The sequence below is a fragment of the Mesorhizobium sp. M6A.T.Cr.TU.017.01.1.1 genome, assembly GCF_004023115.1.
GTDB classification, from domain to species: domain Bacteria; phylum Pseudomonadota; class Alphaproteobacteria; order Rhizobiales; family Rhizobiaceae; genus Mesorhizobium; species Mesorhizobium mediterraneum.
Genome location: NZ_RZTA01000031.1, coordinates 1 through 19,397, shown reverse-complemented (window position 1 = coordinate 19,397; position 19,397 = coordinate 1). Strand labels below are relative to the sequence as shown.

19 protein-coding genes are annotated in these 19,397 nt (G+C 61.6%); 8 read left to right on the top strand and 11 right to left on the bottom strand.

Features of this window, described 5'->3' with window-relative positions; translation table 11 throughout:
* A partial coding sequence (locus EOB36_RS35130) for a protein-disulfide reductase DsbD domain-containing protein (protein ID WP_281035484.1) occupies positions 1–443 on the bottom strand: 443 nt, incomplete at its 3' end.
* A 170-nt stretch (positions 444–613) separates the two neighbouring features.
* Here EOB36_RS35130 and EOB36_RS12565 point away from each other — a divergent pair.
* Positions 614–1,222 carry a YqgE/AlgH family protein gene (locus EOB36_RS12565; RefSeq protein ID WP_126103230.1) on the top strand — a complete coding sequence of 203 codons (609 nt, stop codon included), beginning with the start codon at positions 614–616 and terminating at the stop codon, positions 1,220–1,222.
* On the opposite strand, the gene EOB36_RS12560 is transcribed toward EOB36_RS12565, so the two are convergent.
* The 3 genes from EOB36_RS12560 to EOB36_RS12550 form a co-directional block, all read right to left on the bottom strand.
* On the bottom strand, positions 1,219–2,202 hold the full coding sequence (locus EOB36_RS12560; protein ID WP_245467779.1) for a transglycosylase SLT domain-containing protein: 984 nt from the start codon (positions 2,200–2,202) through the stop codon (positions 1,219–1,221). The two genes, EOB36_RS12565 and EOB36_RS12560, sit on opposite strands and share 4 nt — an antisense overlap.
* A 342-nt stretch (positions 2,203–2,544) precedes the next feature.
* Complete coding sequence (locus EOB36_RS12555) at positions 2,545–3,354, bottom strand: methyltransferase domain-containing protein (RefSeq protein ID WP_095486166.1); 810 nt, start codon at positions 3,352–3,354, stop codon at positions 2,545–2,547.
* 154 nt (positions 3,355–3,508) lie between these two features.
* Positions 3,509–4,387: a LysR family transcriptional regulator gene (locus EOB36_RS12550; RefSeq protein ID WP_164759281.1), complete on the bottom strand. Its 879-nt coding sequence runs from the start codon at positions 4,385–4,387 to the stop codon at positions 3,509–3,511.
* Between the two features lie 150 nt (positions 4,388–4,537).
* Between EOB36_RS12550 and EOB36_RS12545 the strand changes: the two genes are divergently transcribed.
* Both EOB36_RS12545 and EOB36_RS12540 read left to right on the top strand, forming a co-directional pair.
* Entirely contained in the window at positions 4,538–4,801 is a 264-nt protein-coding gene (locus tag EOB36_RS12545) for a DUF4242 domain-containing protein (RefSeq protein ID WP_095486164.1), read from the top strand.
* Positions 4,802–4,973: 172 nt separating this feature from the next.
* Positions 4,974–5,900, top strand: coding sequence for an oxygenase MpaB family protein (locus EOB36_RS12540; protein WP_206072965.1), 927 nt, complete (start codon positions 4,974–4,976; stop codon positions 5,898–5,900).
* Positions 5,901–6,116: 216 nt separating this feature from the next.
* Here the strand turns inward: EOB36_RS12540 and EOB36_RS12535 are convergent, their stop codons facing one another.
* Genes EOB36_RS12535 through thrC form a run of 4 tightly spaced genes read right to left on the bottom strand, consistent with a single transcriptional unit; the run spans position 6,117 to position 12,325 of the window.
* Positions 6,117–9,005 carry an EAL domain-containing protein gene (locus EOB36_RS12535; RefSeq protein WP_095486163.1) on the bottom strand — a complete coding sequence of 963 codons (2,889 nt, stop codon included), beginning with the start codon at positions 9,003–9,005 and terminating at the stop codon, positions 6,117–6,119.
* Positions 9,006–9,008: 3 nt separating this feature from the next.
* Positions 9,009–9,605 carry a GNAT family protein gene (locus tag EOB36_RS12530; RefSeq protein ID WP_128284959.1) on the bottom strand — a complete coding sequence of 199 codons (597 nt, stop codon included), beginning with the start codon at positions 9,603–9,605 and terminating at the stop codon, positions 9,009–9,011.
* A gap of 15 nt (positions 9,606–9,620) precedes the next feature.
* The gene (locus EOB36_RS12525; protein WP_126103224.1) at positions 9,621–10,913 is read right to left on the bottom strand and encodes a pitrilysin family protein; all 1,293 of its coding nucleotides are present in this window, start codon (positions 10,911–10,913) and stop codon (positions 9,621–9,623) included.
* Between the two features lie 14 nt (positions 10,914–10,927).
* Positions 10,928–12,325 carry a threonine synthase gene (thrC, locus tag EOB36_RS12520; RefSeq protein WP_128284958.1) on the bottom strand — a complete coding sequence of 466 codons (1,398 nt, stop codon included), beginning with the start codon at positions 12,323–12,325 and terminating at the stop codon, positions 10,928–10,930.
* A 128-nt stretch (positions 12,326–12,453) separates the two neighbouring features.
* Between thrC and EOB36_RS12515 the strand changes: the two genes are divergently transcribed.
* Entirely contained in the window at positions 12,454–13,128 is a 675-nt protein-coding gene (locus tag EOB36_RS12515; RefSeq protein WP_127206240.1) for a hypothetical protein, read from the top strand.
* Positions 13,129–13,167: 39 nt separating this feature from the next.
* Here the strand turns inward: EOB36_RS12515 and EOB36_RS12510 are convergent, their stop codons facing one another.
* Positions 13,168–13,854 carry an HAD family phosphatase gene (locus EOB36_RS12510; RefSeq protein WP_095486159.1) on the bottom strand — a complete coding sequence of 229 codons (687 nt, stop codon included), beginning with the start codon at positions 13,852–13,854 and terminating at the stop codon, positions 13,168–13,170.
* 175 nt (positions 13,855–14,029) lie between these two features.
* Here EOB36_RS12510 and EOB36_RS12505 point away from each other — a divergent pair, with 175 nt between their 5' ends.
* On the top strand, positions 14,030–15,163 hold the full coding sequence (locus EOB36_RS12505) for a site-specific DNA-methyltransferase (RefSeq protein WP_095486158.1): 1,134 nt from the start codon (positions 14,030–14,032) through the stop codon (positions 15,161–15,163).
* Between the two features lie 65 nt (positions 15,164–15,228).
* On the opposite strand, the gene EOB36_RS12500 is transcribed toward EOB36_RS12505, so the two are convergent.
* Both EOB36_RS12500 and mutY read right to left on the bottom strand, forming a co-directional pair.
* Positions 15,229–15,840, bottom strand: coding sequence for an HAD family phosphatase (locus tag EOB36_RS12500; RefSeq protein WP_126103221.1), 612 nt, complete (start codon positions 15,838–15,840; stop codon positions 15,229–15,231).
* A gap of 21 nt (positions 15,841–15,861) precedes the next feature.
* Entirely contained in the window at positions 15,862–17,037 is a 1,176-nt protein-coding gene (mutY, locus tag EOB36_RS12495) for an A/G-specific adenine glycosylase (protein ID WP_128284957.1), read from the bottom strand.
* Positions 17,038–17,092: 55 nt separating this feature from the next.
* On the opposite strand from mutY, the gene EOB36_RS12490 reads away from it, so the two are divergent.
* From EOB36_RS12490 to EOB36_RS12480, 3 genes are all read left to right on the top strand, one after another.
* Positions 17,093–17,593 carry a DUF721 domain-containing protein gene (locus tag EOB36_RS12490; RefSeq protein ID WP_095486155.1) on the top strand — a complete coding sequence of 167 codons (501 nt, stop codon included), beginning with the start codon at positions 17,093–17,095 and terminating at the stop codon, positions 17,591–17,593.
* A 130-nt stretch (positions 17,594–17,723) separates the two neighbouring features.
* Positions 17,724–18,461, top strand: coding sequence for a DsbA family protein (locus EOB36_RS12485; RefSeq protein ID WP_095486154.1), 738 nt, complete (start codon positions 17,724–17,726; stop codon positions 18,459–18,461).
* A gap of 117 nt (positions 18,462–18,578) precedes the next feature.
* On the top strand, positions 18,579–19,397 hold an 819-nt coding region (locus EOB36_RS12480), incomplete at its 3' end, for a chromosome segregation SMC family protein (RefSeq protein ID WP_164897505.1).

Genomic DNA, 19,397 nt, shown 5'->3' with positions numbered 1-19,397 from the left:
GTCTGCGCCGGGATGCAGATCGTCTCGCAAATGCCGAGAAAGATATCGGCGTCGATGACGGCCGGCTCGTTCGGCGCCGACAACGTGAACGTCACCGGCAGCGAAACCGGATGGTCATAGCCGGCCCATTTGCCGTAGCCGTCGTCGTGGCGCTGGGGCGGCGGAAACGAAAAAGTCGCGTTGGCAATGTTGGTGCTGGCCGAGACATCGATTTGCGGCGGCACGCCCGCGTCGCCCGGATCGCGCCAGTAGGTTTTCCAGCCAGGCTTGAGCGCAATATCGAGGACGCCATGGATGCGCCCGGCTTCGTCGGGCTTGCCGGTGGTCACAAGCCGCACTTTGCCGCCTTCGGTGTTGTACCAGATCGACGAGGAGGCTGCAGCGGGAAGGCCGGTTCCACATCCGACAGCGGCGCTGAGCAGCAGGACTTTCAAGCTTTGCATGGCGGTGATTTGAGCGTCCGTTCATGGCTGCGCAATGATTTCATGGCGTCGCTGTTATCATATTTGCGTGACCTCGGGCACCGCTTTGCGTGACCTTAGACGCACAGCCGAGACCAAATCGCGCGCGGCACATCTTTTCGGCGCTTCCAAAACGCGTTACGCTGCCTGTCATGGACTTATTGCGCCACAAGAAGATGGTCGCAGGACGCGGCTTTCTCGACGACCAGTTCCTGATTGCCATGCCTGGCATGAAGGACGACCGCTTCACGCGCTCCGTCATCTACATCTGCGCGCACAGCGACGAAGGCGCGATGGGCCTGATCATCAACCAGACGCAGCAGATGCTGTTTCCGGATCTTCTCGTGCAGCTCGGCATTATGAACGAACAGGAGGCGATCCGCTTGCCCGCGCAGGCCCGTGACTTCGTCGTGCGCAACGGCGGACCGGTGGACCGCAGCCGCGGCTTCGTCCTGCATTCGGGCGACTACCGGGTGGAATCGTCGCTGACCGTCTCCGACGAGATATGCCTGACCGCGACCGTCGACATATTGCGCGCCATTTCGTCGGGCCGCGGCCCTCGGCACGCGCTGATGGCGCTCGGCTATTCGGGCTGGGGCGCCGGCCAGCTGGAAAGCGAAATCGCCGAGAACGGCTGGCTGACCTGCCCGGCAACTGCGGAGCTTCTGTTCGATACTGACATCGAGCGCAAATACGACCGGATTCTCGCTTCGATCGGTATCGACCTTGCGCATCTTAGCCTGGCGGCCGGTCACGCCTAGTGGTGAAAACCTGACACCATCGCCAGCCGTTTGCCCAAATCGTAGACGAGATTCTCGATATCGGCTGTCCAGAAAAGGTCAGCCTCTTTCACGCGGGTTTCGACATCGCTGTATTTGCCGATGCGGGCTTCTAAGAAGGAGCGCATGCGCTGGTGAAACTGGCCGACGGTGAGCTGTTTTCCCTTGGCCCTGAACATCGCGGTATTGAACCGCGCCGCCTTGGGGAAGATTTTGCTGGCTTTGGCATTGGGCGTCTCGTCGGCGTTCGACAGGAGGTTTGCTGCGCCGTTGGTGCCAAGGAAATGGGGGAGGTAAAGATCCCGTTCGTCCATGGCCTTCTCGAGACGGGCTTCGATGCGCTCCTTGGCCGCAAGAAGGTTCTTGGCCGCAAGTGCTGCCGACAGATAGGGATCGCGCCTGAATTCAAGGATGCGCTCTTCTTCGGCCTTGTCGTCGACGAAATGGTGTTCGCGCTTGCCCTCGAGGCGGATCCGGATCAGTTCCGCTTCGTCGCCCAGGCCGAACTCTGCACCGTAGTCCTTCACGGCCTCGAGCCATGTCTGGTCGAGGAACTGCATAAGACCAAGTGCCGACCCTTTAGGCGGGCGGTTGTTGATGTCGAAGGAGGATTCCTTCTCGGCGATCGCGAAAAGGGTGTCGGCAGGAAATTGGGTGTCCTTGGCTGCACGCAGAATCTCGCTGGCAATGTACTGGGACACCTTGTATTCGCCGAACTCGTGCACCGACATGCCTACGACGATCTGTTCCGCGCCTTTGGAAAGGATGGAGACGGTGCCCTTCAATGCATCGGCCAAGGTGCCTTCTCCCTTGCGTCGGGAGGTCGATATGGTGCCCGGATCGATGATGTCGAACTCGGGCGCGGCCGAGGGGAAACCCAGAGCGGAGGACGGAACAGCAGTGGCAACCGCGGCTTCGGTCGCTCCGTTGACCAAGGCTCCCGAATAGACCGGCCATGGCATGGCTGCCACTGTCGCCGCCAAGCCAAGCCCCGCGATCCTTTTCGACAAAGGCCGCACGCCCGAAAGAATGACGCCTCCGCAAGCAAAGAATTCACGTGTTCTTTGGAGTGACGCCAGGTCATCCTCCGTTCCTTGTCTGCCCCAGATATTTTGGGAAGATCTATTTCCAACGTTGAGCCGTCAACGTCGAAAAGACAAGAAGAACGGTCAGTGCCTCCGCTAGCTAGTCATTGATAATGGCGGTACAATGGCCGCAGTGCGGCGAAATAATTCGTAATGTACAATGGGTTGATTTTTACCGAGCGTTGCGTAGGCAATGCGTTGCTTGTGAAGAGAGATCATTTACCCTTTGGCTGTCGCCAGATTGGTGCTGAGCTCGAAGGCTAGTTTCGACCCGTTGGTGTACGGCTGCAGCACGGGCGCACTCTCGCTCACGATCTCCTCCACGACGCGCTTGCGTTCCTGATCGTCCATTTCCTTGGCTAAAGAACTCATCCCGACCAGCGCCATCGTATTCAAATGCAGGAAGGGTGCGCCTTCCCCGAAATGGATGGTGCGCGAAATAGTCCTTGATCGGACCTCGTGGAAGCCGGCGTCTCGCAGCAGCGCCTCAAGTGGCGCCGCTTCCCCGAAGCTGTACCGTTGATCGGCGATGGCGCCCAGGTGGCGCTCCGCCACGCGGCGCAGTTCGCGAAAGAACGGGATTTCGTCATCCGGGCGCCACGTGGCAAGCGCCAGCCTACCACCCTTCGCCAGCGCGCGACGCATCTGCGCCGCCGCCGCGGGTTTGTCGGGAAAGAACTGCAGTCCTTGCTGGCAGACGACCACGTCGAACGTCTCACCGTTACGCAGAGGCAGCTCGCCGGCATTGCCCCGACGCCAGTCAATGGCTGGTTCTACAGCCCGTGCCACGGCAAGCATGTCCAGGCTGATGTCGACGCCGACGATGTATCCGGCTTCACCGAGCCGCTCTCTTGCAACGCGCGCCACTATTCCTGTTCCGCAAGCGATATCGAGTACGCGATCGCCCGAAGACAATTCCAGCTCGTCAAGAGCCAACTCGGCCCATGGACGGAAGAGAGGGCCGACGAGCCACCGCTCGTACATTTCCGGGAAACTTGCCTGGTTCATTGCGTAACTGGGCAAGGTCATGATTGTCCTCCCTCAGATTTCCATCCGGCCATCGCGAGCCTTCTCCGCTGTTCCTTGGCCGCGTGCGATTCCAACCAAGAGAAAGTTGCAGCCGTTTAGGAGAAAGAGAGAAAGCATCTCAAACCAGCAGCAGCTCAAGCTTCAGCAATAACGCCTAGCCTGGCCAATCGAAACTTTGGGCAGCTCGGACCATTGCCGCCGTCGCCGGGCTATAGGGCCGGCCCGGAACGCTAGCCAGGGACACCGTGCGTGCCACCGCGGGTTCGATCAGCGGGCGCTGCAGAAGTTCAGGCGATGTCACCGAATATTCAGGCATGAAGGCGAAGCCGATCCGCGCCAGCACCATTGATTGGACCCAATCCTCGCGCTCGGAACGAAAGCGGGCATAAAGGCTAACGTTTCTTTCCCGGCACACCCCCATCACAAGGTCCCTCATTTCGCAGGACAGACGATCGACATAGGGTTCTTGAGAGAGATCGACCAACTTGATTGCATCGAGGGTCGCAAGCCGGTGATCGGGCGCGAATACGACGACGTAACGCTCACTGTAGAGATCATGGACGCGGAAAGCCGCTCCCAATCCCTCCAGCGGATTGAGAACGGCCAGATCGAGATCGCCATGCTCAAGCCTGTCTTTCAGTTCCTGAACGCCCGCTTCGCTAACTTCAAGCTCGACACCATGATAGTCGCGCTGGAACTTTGCCAGGAACCGGGCGAGCTTCACATGGCCGATGGTCGACATCACGCCGAGCCGGATCGGCACCTGATTGAGTAGCCTAAAATTATCAGCAAGCGTCCTGGTTGCGTGGGCCTCCTGCATGATCTGCTGAAGATGCGGCAGAATGGAGCGCCCGAACTCACTCAGGAGGACGCGCTTTCCCTCGCGGTGGAACAAGGGCGCGCCAAGCTCATCCTCGAGCGTCTTGACCGCTTTGGTGAGCGCCGGCTGAGACACATTGCAATCGGTGGCGGCCTTGGTGAAATTCAGTATTTTCGCGGCCGCAAGCACGTAGCGGACCTGAAACATCTCCATGGCGAGCCCTCCCGAGGCGGTTCCACGAAACGACATTATAGCCCCTTCATCGATAACTGTCGGCTATCGATCGATAGAAAAAATGTCGTTTTCTTTCGCCCGCCATTGCATTCAACTCCTGTAGTCACTGAACTAGGAGGAGATCTGGAAATGACCGTCTATATGGTGGAACGCGACCTCAAGGGCATCAGCATGGAAGCTCTGGGAGATGCACAGAAGGCGGCGATCAGCAAGGCCGCTGAGATGACGTCCAACGGCACCGACATCAGCTATCTGCGCTCGACCTTCGCACCGGAGGACGGGCGCTGCATGTGCCTGTTTGACGCTGTCTCCAATACCGACGTGAAGCGTCTAAACGACGATGCAGGACTGCCCTATCACAGAATCGTGCCGGCGCTCGATCTGACCCCATAAGGCCATCACGACCGGGCTCGTGATGACCATCCGGGCCCGGTGTTCTGGAGAAGTCTTGCGCAACGCGCGAGGCTAATCATTTGGAACGGCGGGAAGACCAACGACGTTCGTGCATAACTGCATTCGCTAGCGACAGGTTCAACGCTTGTTGTTCCCGAAGTCGGAGGCGTCCATGTTTGGGAACTCGGGCATCATTCTTCTGCCTGGCCCGCTTGAGCGTCGTGTGGACACTCTTGCGCAGTCGTTTATGCGCCAGCGGCTCGGATCTCAGATGGATTTCTCGATCCCGCAAGGCGAGCCGGCGCTGTTACCGCCCAGCTCGGTGTCCTGGCGTATTTTCAAGAACCCTGTTGCGCTGTTCGTCGGTGGGGTTACTGCGGTGCTGCTCGAATTGGCGGAGCCGCGGGTTCGCGACGCCATTTGGCAGCACAGCACATTCCGCTCCCATGCGCTGCGACGATTACAGCGCACTGGCCTCGCTGCCTTGGTCACTGTCTACGGCCCCCAAACCAAGGCTAAGGCCATGATCGAAGGTGTAGTCAGGATGCATGGCCGCGTTTCAGGTCGAACCAGCGAAGGTGAGCCATACCACGCCACCGACCCGGAGTTGCTGGACTGGGTGCAAGCGACGGCCGAGTTTGGTTTCATGGAGGCGTATCACGTCTATGTGCATCGTCTGCATTTTTTCGAACGGGACGCGATGTTTGCTGAGGCTCGCCCCGTCGCGCTTCTCTATGGTGCGGTTGACGCGCCCACGTCTCAGGCCGAGCTTTACGCGCTGTTCGACGTGATGAGGCAAAGACTAGTCGCGTCGCCGATCATCTTGGAATTCCTGGAGATCATGGAAGAAGTTCCCGCCTTGCCGGGAGTGGCTCGACCGCTTCAGCGGCCATTTCTGAAGGCGGCAGTCGAGATCCTACCCCGCTGGGTCCGCGAGCGGTTGGCGCTCGGCGACCGCTGGACCCTGAAGCCGTGGGAGCGTGCTTTTGTGAAGATGACGGCTGCAATCTGCGAGAGCATCGTGCTCCCCTCATCACCAGCCGTCCAGTCATGCCGTCGCCTCGGTCTTTCCGAGAGCTATCTCTATCGCCGCCGTTAATTCAGGCTTCCAACATTGGTAGAGCCACGCCACGGGTCGGGAGTTAAAGTTTTCGATACTGCGGACCAGAAGGGTTGACTTGCAACCTCCGAGCGCCGGGAAGCGGCCGGCATAAGGCCGCTCTGGTTAGGAAGGGTCGTTCTCTGCCATTCCAAGCGGGTACGCATGTCGCCCAAAAAATGCTCAGCGGATTTGGGACAACGACATGCGCAAAAATCAAGCCTGAGTCAGCGGATACTGTTCCTTCAGCGTCTTCAGCACCTGATCGCCGGGCATCGGCGCGCCGAACATGAAGCTCTGCACATATTCGCAGCCCATCTGGCGCAGTTCGAGCGCATCGCTTTCGTCCGAGATGCCTTCGGCCACGACCGAAAGGCCGAGCTCATGCGCCATATTGACCATGGATTTGAGCAGCACCGCGCGCTTCGGTGTCGAGTCGTCGACAAAGCTCTTGTCGATTTTGATCGTGTCGAAGGGGAAGCGCGTCAGATAGGCTAGCGATGAGTAGCCGGTGCCGAAATCGTCCAGCGACAGGCCGATACCAAGCTTCTTCAGCTTGTTCAGCACATGGGCTGTCTGCTCGGGATTGTCCATCACCAGCGATTCGGTGAGTTCGAGCCGGAAGCAGCGCGGCTTTAGATTGGCTCGCGCGATCACCGAGCGGACGTCGCTGACCAGATCGCGGCGGATGAGCTGACGGCTGGACAAGTTGACCGAAACCGACAACGGCGCATCGCCGATCTGCTTTTGCCAGCCCGCCAGATCTTCGGCGGCCTGTTGCATGGCAAAAAGGCCAAGCTGCACGATCAGGCCGCAGCTCTCGGCGACCGGGATGAAATCGCCCGGCGGGATCATGCCGCGGCGCGGATGGTCCCAGCGCAAAAGCGCCTCGAAGCCGGCAACGCTGCCGTCTTCCAGCCGCACGATGGGCTGGTAGGCTAGTGTGAATTCGCGCCGTTCGATGGCGCGGCGCAGGTCGGACTCGAACTGCAGCCGGTCGGTGCCGACGGTCCGGAAGGCGGGGCGGAAAGGCTCGATCCTGTCGCCGCCGAAACGCTTGGCCTGGTGCATGGCAAGCTCGGCGTCCTTGACCATGTCCTCGGCTGAGCTCTGCGCCGAGGTCCAGGTGACCAGTCCGATCGAGGCGGTCAGCACGATCTCGCGTTTGGCAAAGGTGATCGGATTGTTGATCGCATGCTTGATGGCGTCGGCGACCGCCGCGATGCGGGCCGGGTCCTGTTCAGAAAGCAGCATCAGCGCGAACTGGTCGCCGGCAAAGCGCGACAGCGAATCCTTCGGCTTGAGCAGCCGGTGCAGGCGGCGCGCAATGGTCAGCAGGATGGTATCGCCGGCCGAGATGCCGAGCCCGTCATTGACCTGCTTGAACCGGTCGATGTCGATGACGAAGACGGTCGGACGCACCTTCTCTTCCGTGCGCGCGATCGAGATGATCGCCTCCAGCCGGTTCATCAGCAATTCCCGGTTCGGCAGGCCGGTGAGATTGTCATGCACGGCATCGTGCAGCAGCCTCTCCTCTGACTTTTTCTGCTCCGTCACGTCGACCATGGTGCCGACGCAGCGGATGACCTCGCCGTCCGATCCGATCACCGGCCGAGCGCGCAGCGAAAACCAGTGATAGTGCCCGTCGGCGCCGCGCAGGCGGAAGTTCTGCGACACGCGGCCGCGCCGGTGTTCGAGCACCACGTCGAGCGTCGTGCGGAACGTGTCGCGATCGTCGGCATGCAGCACCGGCAGCCAGTTGCGGGCGGCCCCGCCCAGACTGTCGGGCGCAAGGCCAAGCTGGATGCTGACATCCGGCTTGGTGACGACGCGGTCGCGCATCACGTCCCAGTCCCAAACCGTGTCGCCCGATCCGGCGACGGCCAGCGCCTGCCGTTCGAGATCGGAGAACAGGCCCTGATGCAGCGCGCCACCGGCAAAGGCGTGCTGCATGACGGTGAAGCCGATCAGCAGGATGATGAGGATCAGCCCGCCGCCCAGCGCCGGTTGGGCGATGTCGTTGTCGAGCATGCCGGTGATCGCCATCCACGACCCACATAGCCACAACAAGACCATGACCCAACTGGGCACCAGCATGATGGCACGGTCGTAGCCGCGTATGCCGAGGAAGATGATCAGGCCGAGGCCGGTCAGGGCGGTGGCGGCGAAGGACAGCCTGGCGATGCCGGCGGCGACCGCCGGATCGACGATTGCAACGCCTGCGATCAGCACCAGCCCCAGAATCCAGACCAGCGCGCCGTAGCTGAAATGGCCGTGCCATCGGTTGAGGTTGAGATAGGCGAACAGGAACACCACGAAGGTCGCCGCAAGCGCCACCTCCGTTCCGGCTCGCCACATCTGCTCGTTGCCGGGCGATATTTCCAGGACCTTGTTGAGAAAGCCGAAATCGATGCAGATATAGGCGAGCACCGCCCAGGCGAGTGCGGCGGTAGCCGGGAACATCGAGGTTCCCTTGACGACGAAAAGGATGGTCAGGAACAACGCCAGAAGGCCGGCGATGCCGATGACGATGCCGCGAAACAGCGTGTAGGAATTGACCGAGTCCTTGTAGGATTCCGGATCCCACAGATAGACCTGCGGCAGTTTGGGCGAGGCAAGTTCGGCAATGAAGGTGATCACCGTTCCGGGATTCAGCGTCACCCGGAACACATCGGCGTCGGGGCTGGTCTGGCGGTCGAGCGCGAAGCCCTCGCTGGGCGTGATCGCGGCAATGCGGGTCGAGCCGAGATCCGGCCAGAAGATGCCGGAATTCACCAGCCGGAAATGCGGTGCGACGATCAGCCTGTCGAGCTGCTGGTCGGTGGTGTTGGCTAGCGCGAACACCGCCCAGTCGCCGGTCGAGCGCGCATCATTGGCCTCGACCTCGATGCGCCGCACGATGCCGTCCGGTCCCGGCGCGGTCGACACCTGGAAGTTCTCGCCCTGGTTGCGGTAGATTTCGACCGCGCCCGAAAGGTCGAGCGCCACGTCGTCGCGGGCGATCTTGATCGGTTCGACGGCGAAGGCCGAGGACGCCGCGCAGAGCGTGACGATTGCCGTCAGGACAAAGGCGAACAGCGACCCGATTCGCAGGAAATTCGTCAAAAATCAGTCCTTCGTTCCCGCGCCGGGCAGATCGTCCTCGATCCGGGCGTAGAGGTAATGGTCCTGCCAGATGCCATTGATCCTGAGATAGGATCGCAGAAGTCCTTCGCGCCGGAATCCGGCTTTTTCAAGCACGCGGATCGACCGGGCGTTGTCGGGAATACAGGCAGCTTCGATCCGGTGCAACCTCAGCGTATCGAAGGCGAAGCGCGTCACCACCTTGACCGCGTCGGTCATCAGGCCGTGGCCGCTGTAGCGCTCGCCGATCCAGTAGCCGATATGGCCGCTTTGCGCGACGCCGTGGCGGATATTGCCGAGGGTGATTCCGCCGACAAGCTTGCCGCTGCTTTTGTCGAAGATGAAGAAGGCTATGGCCGTTCCCTGCGCGTAATCTTCGCGGTAACGGCTGAGGCGATGCCGCCAGGCCGTGCGGTCGAGCTCGTCGGGGTTCCACCGCGGCTCCCACGGCTCCAGGAAGCGGCGGCTTTCCCCGCGCAGCACCGACCATTCGCGATAGTCGTTGGTCAGCGGCACGCGCAGCGTGACGCTATCGCCCTTCAGTGCCGGCAGGTCACGGCGAAAGAAAGGGAGCGCGAACATGACGCTTTGATGGACTTAGCCGGCGAGCTTTCGGGCCGTGGTCTGCGTGCCCGAAAGCGACTCAAGGACCGCCTCATAGGGAGCGAGCGTGCCCACCGGTCCGACGGCAGTCAGCGTCGGCTTGGTCGAAAACAGCCGTGACGACAGGTCCGTCAACCGCTCGACCGTCAGCGCCGACAGCCGTTCCATCAGCTCTTCCTTGGCGATCGGCCGGCCGAACAGAAGCATTTGCCGGGCGATCTGCGAGGCGCGGCTGGCCGGGCTCTCGGCGGACATGATCAGGCCTGCGCGGTACTGGGCGCGTGCCCGGTCGAGTTCCTCCTGCAGGATGTTCTCGCCGGCCTTCTGCAACTCGTCGATGACCACCGGCACCAATTCGGCGATGTCGCTCTGCCCGGTCGCGGCATGGACGCCGAATATGCCGGTGTCAGAAAAACCCCAGTGGAAGGCATAGACCGAATAGCACAGCCCGCGTTTTTCGCGGACTTCCTGGAAAAGGCGCGACGACATGCCGCCGCCAAGGATCATCGACAGGACCTGCGAGGCGTAGAAGTCACGCACATGATAGGCGCGGCCCTCGAAACCCAGCACGATCTGCGCGTCCATCAGGTCGCGGTCCTCGCGGAAATCGCCGCCGACATATTGCGCATATTGCGGCATCGTGTTGTCGGACTTGCTGCGGAAGCCGCCGAGATGCTTCTCGACCTCACGCACGAAATTGTCGTGCTTGATGTCGCCGGCGGCGACGACCACCATGCGTTCGGCGCCATATTGCCGTTCGATGAATTTGTGCAGTTGCTTCGAGGTGAACGATTTGACGGTTTCCGGCGTGCCGAGGATGGAACGGCCGATCGTCTGGTGGCGGAAGGCCGTCTCGGTGAAACGGTCGAAGACGATGTCGTCGGGCGTGTCGTGAGCGGCGCCGATCTCTTGCAGGATCACATGCTGCTCGCGCTCTAGCTCCTGCGGGTCGAACTCGGATTCCTGCAGGATATCGGAGAGGATATCGACGGCCAGGGGCACGTCGTCGCTCAGCACCCTGGCATAATAGGATGTGGTCTCGACACTGGTGGCGGCATTGATCTCGCCGCCGACATCCTCGATTTCCGAGGCGATCTCGAAGGCGCTGCGCCTTCTGGTTCCCTTGAACGCCATGTGTTCAAGCAGGTGGGCCATTCCGTGCTCTTCGTTACGCTCGTTGCGGGCGCCTGATTTGACCCAGGCACCAAGAGCGACGGATTCGAGGCTTGGAAGGGTTTCGGTGGCGACTGTCAGGCCGTTCGACAGACGGCTTACCTCAACACCCATATAGCTAATACTCCCTAACTTGCCGCCCGCGTGTGACGGCTAACATAATCTTCCACCATTTTCAGGTCGGATGGAAGTACCGTGTATTTTTCCTCTGATGTCATCAACCCGCCTAGCCACGCGGGCAGGGCAGGCGACACGCCGCTGGCGGCTCCGACGGCAGCCGGGAATTTTGCCGGATGGGCGGTGCCGAGCACCACCATGGGCACGGCCTTGGTGGCCTTCGCACCCGCAACATGCATGGCCGCGGCCGTGTGCGGGTCGAGCAAATAATCACTGGCGTCGAGCGTCGAGCGGATCGTGGCGGCGACTTCGTCCATCGTCGAACGGCCAGCATCGAATTCGGAGCGGATCCTGGCGATCTCGCCCGCTTCGATGGCGAAGGCGCCGGACTGCTTGAGGCCGCTCATGTAGCGCCGCACGGTCGAGGCATCGCGACCGGCCGCCTCGAACAGCAGGCGCTCGAAATTCGACGAGACCTGGATGTCCATCGACGGCGACGTGGTCGAAAAGACGCCTTTCGTGCGGTACTCGCCGCTCGACAGCGTGCGCGCCAGAATGTCGTTGTCATTGGTCGCGATGATAAGCCGCTCGATCGGCAGCCCCATCTTCTTGGCGGCGTAGCCGGCGAAGATGTCGCCGAAATTGCCGGTCGGCACCGTGAAGGAAACCGGCCGGTCGGGCGCGCCGAGCGACAGCGCCGATGAGAAATAATAGACGATCTGGGCCATGATGCGCGCCCAGTTGATCGAATTGACGCCCGACAGCGACACCCGGTCGCGAAAACCGTGATCGTTGAACATGTCCTTCACCAGGCCTTGGCAGTCGTCGAAATTGCCTTCGACCGCCAGTGCATGGACATTTGCCGCGGTGGACGTCGTCATCTGCCGCTGCTGCACCGGCGAGACCCGGCCGTGCGGGAAAAGAACGAAGATGTCGGTCCGATTGCGCCCGGCGAAGGCATCGATGGCAGCCCCGCCGGTATCGCCTGATGTGGCGCCGACAATGGTGGCGCGCTGGTCGCGTTCGGCAAGCACATGGTCCATCAGCCGGGCGAGAAGCTGCATGGCGACGTCCTTGAAGGCAAGTGTCGGGCCGTGGAAGAGTTCCAGAACGAACATGTTCGAGCCGGTTTGCACCAGCGGGCAGACCGCCTCGTGGCGAAAGGTCGCATAGGCTTCACGCACCAGGCGTTCGAACACCGGCATCGCGATCTCGTCGCCGAGAAACGGCGACAGCACGCGGATGGCGAGGTCGGGATAGGCAAGGCCGCGCATGGCGCGGATCTCTGCCGCCGAAAACTGCGGCCAGGCATCAGGCACATAAAGTCCGCCATCGCGTGCCAGACCCACCAGCACCGCGTCGGAAAATCCAAGCACGGGCGCTTCCCCGCGGGTACTCACATATTGCATCGTTACATGTCCATTGCTGCCGGGCGGCTTCATCCGCGGCAAAGTGGTTAATTTCCGCGCTTGCTCAGTCGCATTTTTGCCGCGCGGTTGATATACGTCACCCGCTTTGCGAGAGGGAAGTGCAGTTCATGGCGTTTCATTCATTCAACGGTCGTTTTGTCGCGGGTCTGGCCCTCGCTGGCTTTATGCTTACCGCCGCCGGCTGCCAATCAGGCGGCAGTAGCATTCTGGGCTTCGGAAAAAAGGACTCGACACCGCCACCACCTCCGGACCCGAAGGTTCTTTCCAGCCAACTGCTGGCCTATTGTCCGAAAGTGACGCTGCGCGACGGCACCGCTTTCTTCAACACCTATGCCAAGGGCAACCAGAAGCCCAAGAAAAAAGCCGCCGCTCAGGACGCCGAGGCTGCTGCGCTCGACGCGAGCAGCGATCAGCAGGACGATTCGGCGAAGGTCATCTATCAGGCCTCGATCACCGATGTGACCCGCGACTGCAACCGTGCCAACGGCTCGCTGACGATGAAGATCGCCGTCGCCGGCAAGGTCGTTCCGGGACCGATGTTCAGCCCGGGCACGATCACAATGCCGATCCGTATCGCAGTGATGCATGGCACCGAGGTGCTTTACTCGCAGCTTCATCAACATCAGGTCCAGGTTACCAATCCCTCGAGTGCCACCCAGTTCGTCTTCACCGATTCGAACGTCGTCGTTCCCGAGCCCACTGCGCAGGACTATCAGGCGTTCGCCGGCTATGACGAAGGCCCGGCGAAGAAGACCGACAAGAAGATTGCCGCAGCCGAATAGCGGCGGCATTAGGGCCGCCTCCGGTCGGAGGCGTATGCATCACGCATCCGACCATTCCGACAGGGCGGCGATCACGCTTTTCAGTTCTGCCCAGCGGCGGATGACCGTTTCGGCGCCGGCCTCGGTCAGCGCGTCGGCATGCCCGGGATAGCTGTGCGCCGCGCCGGTAAAGCCGATAACGCGCATGCCGGCTGCCCTGGCGCCGGTCACGCCATGCACGGAATCCTCGATGACGAAGGTGTTGGCCGGATCGGCCTTGAGCTTTGCCGCGGCAAAGAGAAACACGTCTGGGGCAGGCTTGGACTTTCCGCTCGGTGTTTCCAGAGAGGAAAAAATCCGGCCGTTGAAAAACGGCAGCAGATGCACCTTCTCCAGCATGAATTCGATCCGCTCGGAGCGAGAATTCGAGCAGATGCAGCGCGGTGCAGTCACCGCGGCGACCGCCTCGTGCACCCCGTCGATGGCGCGCACATCGCTGCGCAGCCTGCGGTCGACCAGGTCTTCGGCGCGGTCGATCAACGAGGCTTGGAATGGGATGCGGGACTTCTCCTCGACCCGCATCATGATGTCCTTGAAGGTCAGCCCGGCATAGGTTTCGGAAATCTCCTCGGCCGATATCTCGTAACCGGCCGATGTCAAAAGCTCGGCTTCGATGCGCGCGGCGATGATTTCGGAATCGACGAGCACGCCGTCGCAATCGAAGATGACAAGGTCTGGCTGGGGCATTGGCGATCCGGAAAGCGGGAGGGAGGAGGCTGAGACGCTCAGGCGGCGCGGCATACACCAACAGGCCGGCCTTCGCAAATTACCTGTGGTCCGAACCCTCAACCTTCATCGAATATTTACGCTGATCGGTAACCATAACAGGGAGTAAACAGTAACGCGTGCTTTGGGTGTCACAATGTCTGCCGTGCGTCTTCTCGACGACCTTTCCCATGCTCCCCAGCAGTCCGAATGGCTGGATACGATCCTGAAGGGCGATTGCGTCGCCGCGCTCGACCGGCTGCCCGAAAAGTCCATCGACGTGATCTTTGCCGATCCGCCCTACAATCTGCAGCTCGATGGCGATCTGCACCGGCCCGACCAGTCCAAGGTCGATGCCGTCGACGATGACTGGGATCAGTTCGCGAGTTTTGAGGTCTACGACGCCTTCACCCGCGCCTGGCTGCTGGCGGCGCGCCGCGTGCTGAAACCGAACGGCACCATTTGGGTCATCGGCTCCTACCACAATATTTTCAGGGTCGGCGCCAAGATGCAGGATCTGGGGTTCTGGATCCTCAACGATGTTGTGTGGCGCAAGACCAATCCGATGCCGAATTTCCGCGGCCGTCGCTTCCAGAACGCCCATGAGACGATGATCTGGGCCTCGCGCGATCAGAAGGGCAAGGGTTATACCTTCAACTACGAAGCGCTGAAGGCGTCGAATGACGACATCCAGATGCGCTCCGACTGGCTGTTCCCGATCTGCACCGGCGGTGAGCGCCTGAAGAACGAAAATGGCGACAAGCTGCATCCGACGCAGAAGCCCGAGGCGCTGCTCGCCCGCATCATGATGGCCTCGACGAAGCCCGGCGATATCGTCCTCGATCCCTTCTTCGGCTCCGGCACCACCGGCGCGGTAGCCAAGCGCCTCGGCCGCCATTTCGTCGGCATCGAGCGCGAGCAGACCTATATCGACGCCGCCAACGAGCGCATAGATGCAGTCCGGCCGCTGAATGGCGCCGATCTTACCGTGCTTACCGGCAAGCGCGCCGAGCCGCGCGTTGCTTTCGTCAGCCTCATCGACACCGGGCTGATGTTGCCGGGTGCCACGCTTTATGACGCCAAGAAGCGCTGGGCGGCCAGGGTACGCGCCGATGGCACGGTGGCGATCGGCGACAGCGCCGGATCGATCCACAAGATCGGCGCGGAAGTGCAGGGGCTGGACGCCTGCAACGGCTGGACCTTCTGGCACTATGAGCGCAGCGGCGGCCTGACCCCGATCGACGAGCTTCGCCGCATAGCCCGTCTTGGCATGGAGCGGGCAGGGGCCTGACGACGGATTCTATGGATCCGTCATGTTAAAGCGGATTATCGATCGGCCTGTCGAAGTGATTCAAATCACACTCTGATCCCCAGCTCTCTAAGGTCCGCCTTGAGCGTCTTGGCGTCGGTGAACAGCACGGACTGCCAGCCGGCCGCCTTGGCACCTTCGACATTCTTCTGGCTGTCGTCGATGAACAGCGTGGCCGCGGGCTCGAGGCCGAAGGCGGCGACGTGATGATCGTAGATGCCGCGATCAGGCTTGATCAGGCCGATCTCGCCCGAAATGGTCACCCCGCGCGGACGGTTGAGGAAATCGAAACGCTGCCGGGCTTCGGCGAGCGTATCGGAGGCGAAGTTGGTCAGCATGGTGACGTCGTGGCCGGTGTCGATCAGCTTCTCCATGATCTCAACGCTGTCCGCATAGGCGTGCGGCACCATCTCGTGCCAGAGGCGGCGGAAGCTGCGGATGTTTTCGGCATGGTCGGGATGTTCGGCGATCAGCAGGGCTTCGGCTTCCTCCCATGTCCGCCCTCGATCCTGCTCGATGTTCCAGTCATGCGTGCAGACATTGTCGAAGAACCACTTTCTCTCCTCGGCATCCGGAATGAGACGGCTGAACGGAAGGTTCGGGTCATAGTGGATCAGCACTCTGCCGATGTCGAAAACGATGTGGCGGATTTCAGTCATTCTGTCCTCATTCAATGCAATTCAATGCGGGCGCTGCTTTTTGGTCGCGCCCGGTATCGCCGCTTCGATTACCTTTTTCATGACAGTGGGTAAGGCTTCCCCGGAAATTTCATGGGCCAGTGACCAGAAATGCCCCGCCGGAGCAGCGCCTTCTGTCACCGATTTGAACACGTCGAGTTCAAGCCCGAAATGGGTAAAGACGTGGCCAATCCGCCCGGCGGGCCGCCAGTCGCCGTGAAAGGGGGCTGCCGCATCCGTGGTGGCGCCGTCAATCCGTGCTGTCCAGCCGGTCGTCGGCACCTCGGTCATGCCGCCGAGCAGGCCTTTTTCCGCACGTTTTCGCAAAAGAATGGCGCCGTCGGCCCTGACGGCGACAAAGGCGGCGCCACGCCGCAATGGCTTTTCCGCCTTCGGCAGGCGCACCGGAAAATGCTCGGGGTCGCCCGAGACAGTGGCGCTGCAATCGTCTCGCAGCGGGCACAGCATACAGCGCGGCCGGCGTGGCGTGCAGATCGTCGCGCCCAGATCCATCATCGCCTGGGCGAAATCGCCCGGTCTGGTCGCTGGAACCATGCGCTCGACATAGGCGCGTATGTCTCCCTTGGCTTCGCTTAGCGGCGTGGCGATCGAGAACAGCCGGGAAACCACACGCTCGACATTGCCGTCGACGACCGCGGCTGGCTGGTCGAAGGCGATCGCCGCGATCGCCGCCGCCGTGTAGGCGCCGATGCCGGGCAGCTCTCTCAAGGCAGCTTGCGTATCCGGAAACCTGCCGCCTTGCCGTGCGACGAGATCGGCGCAGGCCTTTAGATTGCGCGCGCGGGAATAGTAGCCGAGCCCGGCCCAGGCCTTCATGACATCTTCGGTCGGTGAAGCGGCCAACGCCTCGACATCCGGCCATTTCTGGACAAAGGCCCGGAAATACGATTTTACCGCTTCCACCGTGGTCTGCTGCAGCATGACTTCGGAAAGCCAGATGCGGTAGGGATCGGGACGCACCCCGCGTGCCAGCTCGCGCGGCGCAATGCGCCACGGCAAGTCGCGGTGATGCGCGTCGTACCAGGCGAGCAGGCGGGACGCGATCTCGGCGCTCTCCCCCGATGCAGCCTTGCTGCTATCGTCGGACGCAGCTTTGCTGCTGTCTCTAGACGCGGCTCCGCCGGATGCGGTCTTGCGGGTCTGGTCGTGCAGTGCCATTGATCGAGGACAGGCCTAGCCGATGCTTGGTGAAGGTCGTGACTGGAGAACGCACATGGCAGGGAAAAGGCCCTTCGGCAATCCCGTTCCGGTGAGTGATCTCGCAACCCAGATCCTCGATCCGGTGTTGCGCAAGCGGGCCGGCATGTCGATCGGGCTCGTGCAGTCTTGGGAGGAGATTGCCGGGCCTCGGCTCGCCAGCCGTTCGCGCCCTGAAAAGATCCAGTGGCCGCGGCGCATGCATGAAGACGATCCGTTCGAGCCGGCGGTGCTGGTCATCGCCTGCGAAGGCATGGCCGCGCTCCATCTGCAGCACGAAACCGGCGAGATCATCAACAGGGTCAACGCCTTCCTCGGCTTCAACGCTATCGGCCGGATCAGAATCGTGCAAAAGCCGGTGACGGCGGACAAGGGGCGGCCTAAACCAAGCTTCCGGCCGCTGACTGCGGCCGAGAAGGTGAAGCTGTCAGGCACTGTCGGAATGATCGAGGATGACGGGCTGCGTGCTTCGCTGGAGCGGCTCGGCGCCACCATTCTCGGTCAAAAGAAGGTATAATCTCGCGCTTTCGTGATCGCGCACACAAAGTTTGGCGATTGGAATGGGGACGGCGATGCCTTAATTCGCGCCAACTCTCGCCTTTTCTAGTCTTTGCATTGCAAAATCCAACTATTGTCAGGTGATTCGTATGACCCGTCCTTTGTCCCGCAGAAACCTCCTGTCGTCGCTGGCCGCCATTCCGGCGGTGGCTCTGCTCGCCGCCTGCAGCGACTCGGGCGAGAAGGCCGTCGCGCAGGATGCGGCTCCCGCCGATGCGATGAAGCCGGCCGATCCGGCGAAGCCGGCAACGCCGGCCGCGGTCAAGGCGCCTGAGGCCCAGGGCACGGTGGACATGGCGGCCTTGCTGAAGCCAGGCGCGCTGCCCGACGCGCAACTGGGCAAGGACGACGCGAAAGTCACAATCGTCGAATATGCCTCGATGACCTGCCCGCACTGCGCGCATTTCCACGAAACCACCCTCCCGGAGCTGAAGACGAAATATATCGACACCGGCAAGGCCCGCCTTATCCTGCGCGAATTTCCGTTCGACCCCAGCGCTGAGGCCGGTTTCATGCTGGCGCGCTGCTCCAAGGACAATTATTTCCCGATGGTAGACGTTCTGTTCAAGCAGCAGGCGAACTGGGCAGGTGTTGCCAATACCAAGGATGCCCTGCTGCAAATCTCCAAGATGGCCGGTTTTACACAGGAGTCCTTCGAGGCCTGCTTGACGGACCAGAAACTTCTGGACGATGTGAGGTCGGTCCAGAAGCGCGGCGCCGATGAATTCAAGGTCGACTCGACGCCGACCTTCTTTATCAACGGAAAGACCTACAAGGGGGCGCTGTCGATTGAGGAAATATCGGCCATCATCGACCCTCTGCTCTGACGTTTCCGCAGCGCCGAAGCGGCTGCGCTTCGGCGTGCGCAGCTTTTTGCTGTGCCGCGGATTCTCTTCGCAAAACCGCGGAACACTTTTGCGGAACTTGGCTATGGGGCGGCGCGAATGAAGTTCTCGCGCCTTCGCCTGCTCGGGTTCAAGTCCTTCGTCGAACCCGGCGAGTTCGTCATCGAACGCGGCCTGACCGGCATCGTCGGGCCGAACGGCTGCGGCAAGTCGAACCTTGTCGAGGCTTTACGCTGGGTGATGGGCGAAAGCTCGTACAAAAACATGCGCGCGTCCGGCATGGACGACGTCATCTTTTCCGGTTCCGGAACGCGTCCGGCCCGCAATACCGCCGAAGTCACGCTTTTCCTTGACAACAGCGACCGTACTGCGCCCTCGGCCTTCAATGATGCCGATGAGCTGCAGGTTTCGCGCCGCATCGAGCGCGAGGCCGGTTCGCTCTACCGCATCAACGGCAAGGAAGCCCGCGCCAAGGACGTGCAACTGCTTTTCGCCGACCAGTCTACCGGCGCGCGCTCGCCTTCGATGGTCGGGCAGGGCCGCATCGGCGAGCTGATCCAGGCAAAGCCGCAGGCGCGCCGCGCGCTTCTGGAAGAGGCGGCCGGCATTTCGGGCCTTCACACACGCCGCCATGAGGCCGAGCTGCGGCTGAAGGCGGCCGAACAGAATCTGGAACGGCTGGACGACGTCGTCGGCGAACTCGAAAGCCAGATCGAAAGCCTTAAGCGCCAAGCCCGCCAGGCGTCGCGCTTCAAGAACCTGTCGGCCGATATCCGCAAGGCCGAAGCGACGCTGCTGCACCTGCGCTGGACGCTGGCCAAGACGCAGGAAGGCGAGGCCCGCTCGGCGCTGGCGATCGCCACGGCGCTGGTCGGCGACCGCGCCGCCGCCCAGATGGCTGCCGCCAGGGAGCAAGGG